This window comes from Acidimicrobiales bacterium, from assembly GCA_041394265.1.
Lineage (GTDB): Bacteria > Actinomycetota > Acidimicrobiia > Acidimicrobiales > SZUA-35 > JBBQUN01.
Window position 1 is genome coordinate 5,074,215 of the sequence record JAWKIO010000005.1, and the last position, 7,575, is coordinate 5,081,789.

5 protein-coding genes and 2 pseudogenes are annotated in these 7,575 nt (G+C 64.4%); 3 read left to right on the forward strand and 4 right to left on the reverse strand.

From position 1 onward, the window contains the following. Positions 1-33 precede the first annotated feature (33 nt). From R2733_24240 to R2733_24250, 3 genes are all read right to left on the reverse strand, one after another. Complete coding sequence (locus R2733_24240; GenBank protein MEZ5379632.1) at positions 34-243, reverse strand: hypothetical protein; 210 nt, start codon at positions 241-243, stop codon at positions 34-36. Between the two features lie 272 nt (positions 244-515). Then, on the reverse strand, positions 516-1,154 hold the full coding sequence (locus R2733_24245) for a response regulator transcription factor (GenBank protein MEZ5379633.1): 639 nt from the start codon (positions 1,152-1,154) through the stop codon (positions 516-518). Next, entirely contained in the window at positions 1,151-2,272 is a 1,122-nt protein-coding gene (locus R2733_24250; GenBank protein MEZ5379634.1) for a sensor histidine kinase, read from the reverse strand. Before R2733_24250 ends, R2733_24245 begins: the two co-directional genes overlap by 4 nt. Positions 2,273-2,452: 180 nt before the next feature. On the opposite strand from R2733_24250, the gene R2733_24255 reads away from it, so the two are divergent. After that, on the forward strand, positions 2,453-3,535 hold the full coding sequence (locus tag R2733_24255; protein ID MEZ5379635.1) for an ABC transporter permease: 1,083 nt from the start codon (positions 2,453-2,455) through the stop codon (positions 3,533-3,535). Between the two features lie 10 nt (positions 3,536-3,545). Then, complete coding sequence (locus R2733_24260) at positions 3,546-4,253, forward strand: ABC transporter ATP-binding protein (GenBank protein ID MEZ5379636.1); 708 nt, start codon at positions 3,546-3,548, stop codon at positions 4,251-4,253. Positions 4,254-4,702: 449 nt separating this feature from the next. On the opposite strand, the pseudogene R2733_24265 reads toward R2733_24260, so the two are convergent. Continuing rightward, positions 4,703-5,840 (reverse strand): annotated as a pseudogene (locus tag R2733_24265) (IS3 family transposase). A 394-nt stretch (positions 5,841-6,234) separates the two neighbouring features. Between R2733_24265 and R2733_24270 the strand changes: the two are divergent. Continuing rightward, positions 6,235-7,438, forward strand: a pseudogene (locus R2733_24270) (IS256 family transposase). Positions 7,439-7,575: the final 137 nt, after the last annotated feature.

Consider the following 7,575-nt stretch of genomic DNA (forward strand, 5'->3'; position numbering starts at 1 on the left):
TGCTCCTGAACCGCGTCGGCGATCCCCACCAGATCACACACCCCGCTCAGACGCGAAGCGCCCCGAAACCTCGAACGATGCGGCATCGGCAGCCGGTTCACCGATGACGGCCCAGTCGGCATCCACATCGCCCCTCATGCTCCCGGTGAGTGCCCAGGTCGCTGCCGCGGCCACAACGGCGGCCAGCCCAACGCCCAGCGACCGGACAGCGAACGCTGATGGAGCGGCCGAGCCAGATGCCATGCCCGATCCATCGGCCGAACGCATCCCGGGATGAGACAACGCCGTTGCCTAGGGCCGGACCTTCATATCAACCAATGGACTCGAATCGCCGGCCGTGCTGAGGCATCCCCGAATGTCGATCGCACCACGGCTGACGCACCCCCAGATCGCCGGGACGGCGACGCACATTCTTGAGCGCTTCGACGCGACCGTATTGCCGGCTATGCGCTATCGGGGTGGGTGGCGGCGTGAATGTTACGAGCGGTCGCACGCGGACCGATGGTGGATCGTGTTCAGTTCGGCTGATCGGGGTGCCGGATGATTCCGGTGGTGTTCGCGGCGATGACGGCAGCCGTTCGGTTTTCGACGTCGAGCTTTTTGTAGATGTGTGCGAGGTGCGTTTTCACGGTTGCTTCGCTGAGATGGAGGCGTTGGGCGATCGCCCGATTGCTCAAGCCTTCCGCGAGAAGTTCGAGCACGTCGAGTTCGCGGATGCTGAGGTCGTTGTTGCGCGCTTCTTTGTCGCGATTGATGACCCGATCGGCGATGACAGGGGCGAGCACGGCCCCGCCGGAGGCGACCTGTCGGATTGCTGCGAAGACGTCGTCGGGGAGGGCGTCTTTGAGGATGTAGCCGCGTGCTCCAGCGTCGAGTGCTGCGGTGATGTCGGCGTCGGTCGAGAACGTGGTGAAGACGATGACCTTTGGTGGGTTGTCGAGCGCTGTGATCGTGGCGGTGCCTGCGGCCCCTCCCATTCCGGTCATGCGGAGATCCATCAGGACGACATCGACCTGGTGGTGGGTGGCGTAGTCCATGGCGCTTTCGGCGGTGTCGACATCGGCTACGACAGTGAGATCTGGTTGGGTGTTGATTGCGTCGCAGAGTCCGACTCGGAACAGTGGGTGGTCGTCGACGACGAGTACTGAGATCATGGTGTCGGTACTGCTGCGTGGACGGCGGTGCCGGCACCGGGTCGGGACTCGACGACGAGTGTTCCGCCGACCTGCTGTGCTCGTTCGCGCATCACTGACAGACCGAAACTCCCGGCAGACCGTTGCGTCGTGTCGCACGGGGTGAACCCTTGCCCGTCATCGACGATGTCGATGGCGACTTCGTCGTCGAGGTAGCTCAACGTGATGTACGCGCTCGACGCCTGGGCATGCTCGCGAATGTTCGCAAGCGCTCCTTGGGCGACGCGAAGCAGCATGGCTTGGAGCGGCTGTGGGAGGTCTCTGGGCTCACCGCTGACTTCGAACACGATCTCGGGCTGACGTTCTGGGTCGGTCACGGCGAGTTGGGCGAGTGCTGTTGGGAGCGGTGTTGCCACGAGTTCGACGGGACCGAGCGCGTCGACGATTCGGCGCGCTTCGTGGAGTGCTGTCGTGGCGAGCTCTTCGATTCGTGACCTGGAGTTCGTCGCGTCGGGCGACCTGGCGATCAACAAGATTCCGGCGAGGTCTTGGGCGATGGTGTCGTGGACCTCGCGCGCCATTCGTCGACGTTCGTCGAGCATCCCTCGCGCGTGTTGACTGCGCGCGAGGTCGTCGCGGGTGGCTTCGAGATCGGCGAGTGCTCGTTGCGTGTGGTCGAACTCGGTGGCGAGGCGTCGGTAGCCGACGCAGGCGACGATCGCGAACCCGGCACCGAGGATCGGGCCGACAACCTCAGCGGCAAGGAGGCCGTCGTCGTCGACGGCTTCGGCTGCGATGACCACTGCCGTGATCGCCGCGACGACAGCGACAGCGGGGCGCAGTGGCAGCATCAACAAATAGAGAAACATCAACGGGACCGACACCCACACGAAGTCGACCGTCACGAGCAGTACTGCGGCCAACCAGGCAACGGTGAGTACGATCAGCCAGATGATCTCGGACCGTCCACGCCGCCGAATCGGGACCCGGGCCACGTAGAGCGCGAGCAGGGTGATCGCAGCTGTCAGGGTCTGCCAGTCGGCGTTTCGTGACGCTGAGACGACGGTGACGGCAATGAAGAAGACGTCGATACCGCGTTCGAACCAGCCTCTGTTCGCTGAGAGCGGCGCGGGACCCATCACGGGATCGAGTGTACTGACGGGCCGACGGCGGCTCGCTCACCCGATCGACGCACGGCGACTCATCCGTTCGGATGATGCCCCGTCATCCCATCCACCGAGTGGCCCGAGAGTGGCAGCCGAACACACTGGACCCCGTTCGGCGACCGCCGACAATCGACCCGGCCGGAGGCCACCACAATGTTCCTCGCTCTACGAGAACTGCTCGTCGGACGAGCCCGCTTCGGGCTCGTCGCCGCAGTCGTCGGTCTGATCGCTTTGATGGCCACACTGCTGTCAGGACTCGCTGTCGGCCTGGTCGACGACGGCATCTCCGGGGTTCGTCGACTCCCGGTCACTGACATCGCGTTCCAGGACGGCGCCGACGCGGTGTTCAGCCGGTCCACGCTGAATGACGCCAACCTCGACCCGTGGACCGAGTCGGGTCTCGAAGTGTCGCCGCTCGGTGTCACCTTTCTCAACGCCCGCACCGACACATCGGGCACCATCGACATCGCACTGTTCGGGGTGCCGGCCGACAGCTTCCTGGCCCCCGACCAACAGGCCCGCCAAGCACTCTCAGGTCCTGCGGGGATCGTGCTGAGTGACAGCTTCGAAGCCGAGGGGATCAAGATCGGCGACGAGTTGACGATCGTCGGCGTGGACGAGGTCCTGCCGGTCCTCGGCTTCACGTTCACCGGCTCCTACGGCCACGTCGACATCGCGTTCTCGTCGCTCGACACCTGGCAGCAACTGCAATACGGCGACAACGCAAAGGGACGGTTCTCCGCAATCGCCATTAACACCGACGACACGTCGGGCTTCGCAGCTCTCGACGCCGACGCCGGCACGGACACAATGTCGAAGCAAGCCGCATACAAGGGATCACCCGGCTACAGCGGTGAAACCCAGACGATGACACTCATCCGCGTGTTTCTGCTCGCCATCTCCTCGCTCGTGGTCGGCGCGTTCTTCGTGATCTGGACCGTGCAACGCACCCAACAGATCGGGCTCCTCAAATCGATCGGAGCCTCGAACTTCTACGTCATCAGCGACGCAGTCGGACAACTCGCAATCATCCTCGTCGTCGCCACCACGGCCGGCGCGCTCGTCGGAACCGGCGTCGGCCAACTCGTCGGCGGCGCCATCCCGTTCCGACTCGAAGCATCCGCCGTCCTGACCACCGCCGCCAGCCTGATCGTCCTCGGTCTCCTCGGCAGCATCGTCGCACTCCGGCGCATCGTCAACGTCGAACCAATCGTCGCTCTCAAGACCGACACCTGAACGAGAAGTCATGACACTCCACTTCCACAACGTCTCGCTCGCCTACCCCGACGGCGACGACACCCGCACCATCCTCGACAACGTCAACCTCGACATCGCCCCCGGCGAGACCGTTGCGGTCGCCGGCCAATCAGGATCTGGTAAATCGACGCTGCTGGCTATCGCCGGACTCCTCCTCACCCCGGACACCGGCGACGTCACGATCGCCGACAAACCCGCAACCGGACTGTCCAACAGAGACGCCACAACAATCCGACGGGAACACGTCGGGATCATCTACCAAGCATCGAACCTGTTCCCCGCGCTCACCGCCACCGAACAACTCGAACTCGTCGCCCACATCAACGGCAACCTCGACTCCGTGCACCGCGACAAAGCACGGGAACTGCTGTGCGAGGTCGGACTTGAACACCGCCTCGACGCCCGACCCGCCCAACTGTCCGGTGGCGAGCGCCAACGCGTCGGCGTCGCCCGAGCACTCATGAATCAACCCGAACTGCTCCTCGCCGACGAGCCAACTGCGTCACTCGATTCCGAACGAGGCAACCAACTGATGAGACTTCTCCTCGACCAGGCGGACGCACGCGGCACCGCCACGCTCATCGTCACCCACACCCTCGACCAGCTCCCCGAACGCGTCCGACAACTACGCCTTCAAGACGGGCATCTGCACGCTGCAAGCTCTCCCAGCGAACTCGCTTCGACCGTCGATCGCTAGCAGCTGGCCATCGCAACCTGCAGCGGCGGCGGCCCGTCGCAATGCCGAGAGCCGCATCGAAGCCGCAGCACTTCGCGCTCACCGCAACGGTGCGTCATAGGGAGTCATCTGGACAGCTCGGCATGACCCGCCAAGGCGCACGTCAGCGCTTCGAGCGACTCGCGAACCCCTGACCCGCAGCCCGAAACAGGCATTGGCCGAAGGGTTTCGAACCACGCACATCGACAGGGCCTTCGCAGCGTCACACCCGAGAAAGGTCGGCGCGTCGGTGCTCGGTCGGTCGGTGACGACGTTCCCGCCGAAGTGAACAACGACGTCGCCGATGTCGAGGTCGGTGGTGGCGAACAAGCCACGGCCCTCGATCGATGATTCGGCGACAACGACTCTTGCACTCACCCACGACGACTGTGGCGGACGATCTGAGCGGGTCCCGTTGATTGGTCCAGGGGCTATGCGGGTTGGGGTTGGTGGTTGATGGTGGTCCAGTGGTCGGCGAACTCGGTTGGGGTGAGGTCGCCGTGGGCGGTGTGGGGCCGGTTCTTGTTGTAGTCGATTCGCCAGTCGTCGATGATCACGCGGGCTTCGAGCAGGCTGTCGAAGACCCAGAGGTTCAACAGCTCGTCACGCATCCGGGAGTTGAATGATTCGATCCAGGCGTTCTGCCATGGCGAGCCGGGGTTGATGAACACCGCGGCCACGCCGGCCTCCGCGCACCACTCAGCGACCACGATCGCGACGAACTCGGGGCCGTTGTCGAAGCGGACGAAGGCGGGCGGGCGGCCTCGCTCGATCACCAATCGTTCCAGGCAGGCGACGACGTCGTCGGCGGTGATGGAGTGATCGACATCGGAAGCGAGGGCTTCGCGGGTGAACTCGTCGATGACGTTGAGGATCTTGACCTGGCGTCCGTCGATGGTGTGATCGAACTGGAAGTCCAAGGCCCACAAGGCGTTGGGGGCGATCAGCGACATGGGCCCGACATGGGCGCCGATGCCGGTGAGGCGCTTGCGTTTGCGTTTCTGCGGGACCTGGAGGCCTTCGTCACGCCACAGACGGCGGATCCGCTTGTTGTTCACCACCCAGCCCTCCCGGCGGAGATGCTTCGCGGCGCGGCGCCAACCCCACCGAGGCCGGCGCTTCGCGAACGCCCGGAGTTCCTCACGGATCAAGGCCTCGTCGTCGGGCGGCGGCACCGGCTCATGACGTTGCGTGGAGCGATGCTGGCCGACCACACGGCACGCGTGGCGTTGGGAGACCCCGAACTCGTCCTCGAGCGCTGCGACGGCGACCCGGCGACGGTTCGGGGTCACCATTTTTCCTCCGCGAGGTACTTCAACATCGCCTTGTCCAACTCGGCTTCGGCGAGCAGCTTCTTCAGCTGCGCGTTCTCGGTCTCGAGCTCCTTCAGGCGTTTCGCGTCCTCGGCCTTCATCCCGCCGTACTGATTCAGCCATCTGGCCCAGGTCGACTCAGCGATCCCGAACTCGCGACACACCTCCTCGACGGTCTTGCCTCGGCGAGGAGCTTCTGGCCCTCGGCCAGCTTGCGGATGATCTGCTCCGGCGAACGCCGGCGCCGTTTCGACATGGTCGGTCCTTCCTGCCCCGCCATCATGGCGGAGCCGTTCAGACCGCACAGCTACTGGACCGATCTCAGGGGCTCAGCGCAGATCCGACATCCATCCATCCTGGCCGCTCGTACGAACCCCTCGCAGCACACCGACGCGGATGTGGCTCTGACGCGCTCGGAAACGCGCCCCTCAGAACGCCGTCTACCTGCGTGCGATCGGATCCAACTGCGCGTTGCTACACCGGCTACATGCATGGTGCTGGACTGGGACTGTCAGATCCGCGGTGTAACTGGTCTGGCCTGAAACGCTGAGCGGTTCGCTCGGCGGGAAGGACAGACAACCGTGACGAACCATGATGTGGCGGTGGCGACACCGTCCAACGACGACGATGAGGGGCGGCCGGATCAGTCGCTGGCCGAGCAGCTCGTGGAGCAAGCCAGAGCCGACGGTAGGAGCCTGGTCGGCCCGGACGGGCTGCTGTCGGATCTGACCAAGCAGGTCCTCGAGACCGGCTTGGAGGTCGAGATGGAGGAGCATCTCGGCTATCCGAAGCACGCTGCTGAGGGCCGCAACGGCGGGAACTCACGGAGCGGGACGAGGTCGAAGCAGGTGATCACCGAGGTCGGCCCGGTCGACATCGATGTGCCTCGAGATCGGGGTGGCAGCTTCGAACCCAAGACGGTGCGCAAGAACCAGCGCCGCCTCGATGGTGTCGACTCGATGGTCATCTCACTCACCGCGAAAGGGTTGACGACCGGTGAGATCGAAGCCCACCGCGCCGAGGTGTACTCGTCTGAGATCTCACGGGAGACGATCTCGAAGATCACCGACCGGGTTCTCGACGAGCTCTCTGATTGGCAGAACCGGCCCCTTGATCGGGTGTATCCGGTGATTTTCATCGACGCGATCGTGGTGAAGATCCGCGATGGCCAAGTCGCCAACCGGCCCGTGTATGCGGCGATCGGCGTAACCGTGGATGGCAAGCGAGACATCCTAGGACTCTGGGTCGGAACCGGCGGGAGAGGGCGCCAAGTACTGGCTCCAGGTCCTCACCGAGATCAAGAACCGCGGCGTCGACGACGCCTGCATCGTCGTGTGCGACGGCCTCAAAGGACTACCGGAGTCGATCGAGGCGACCTGGCCGCTGGCGGTCGTGCAGACCTGTGTGCTGCACCTGATCCGCAACACCTTCCGGCTTGCGTCACGGGCCGACTGGGACAAGATGGCCAAGGACCTCCGACCCGTTTAAACCGCGGTGAAAGAAGCCGACGCCCAGGCGCGGCTCGATGAGTTCCACGACCGCTGGGGCGACAAGTATCCGGCGATCCGCACGCTGTGGGCGAACGCCTGGTCGGAGTTCGTGCCGTTCCTCGACTACTCGCCCGAGATTCGACGGGTGATCTATTCGACGAACGCCATCGAGTCGCTCAACGCCAGGTTCCGGCGAGCGACCCGAGCCCGCGGCCACTTCCCGAACGAACAGGCCGCGTTGAAGTGCCTCTACCTCGTCGTGCGGTCGCTCGACCCGAAAGGCACCGGACAGGAGCGATGGTTGAACCGCTGGAAGCCGGCACTCAACGCGTTCGCGATCGCCTTCGAAGGCCGCCTCTTCTGAGGCCCTACGATCCCCAACAACAATGACCAGCCAGATCAGTTACACCAACGATCTGACAGTCCCGCTGGACTCAGGAACGGCGTCGTTGTCTGCGTAGGAGGGAGCGGAGTGTCTCGGCGTTTGCGTAGCCGACCCGC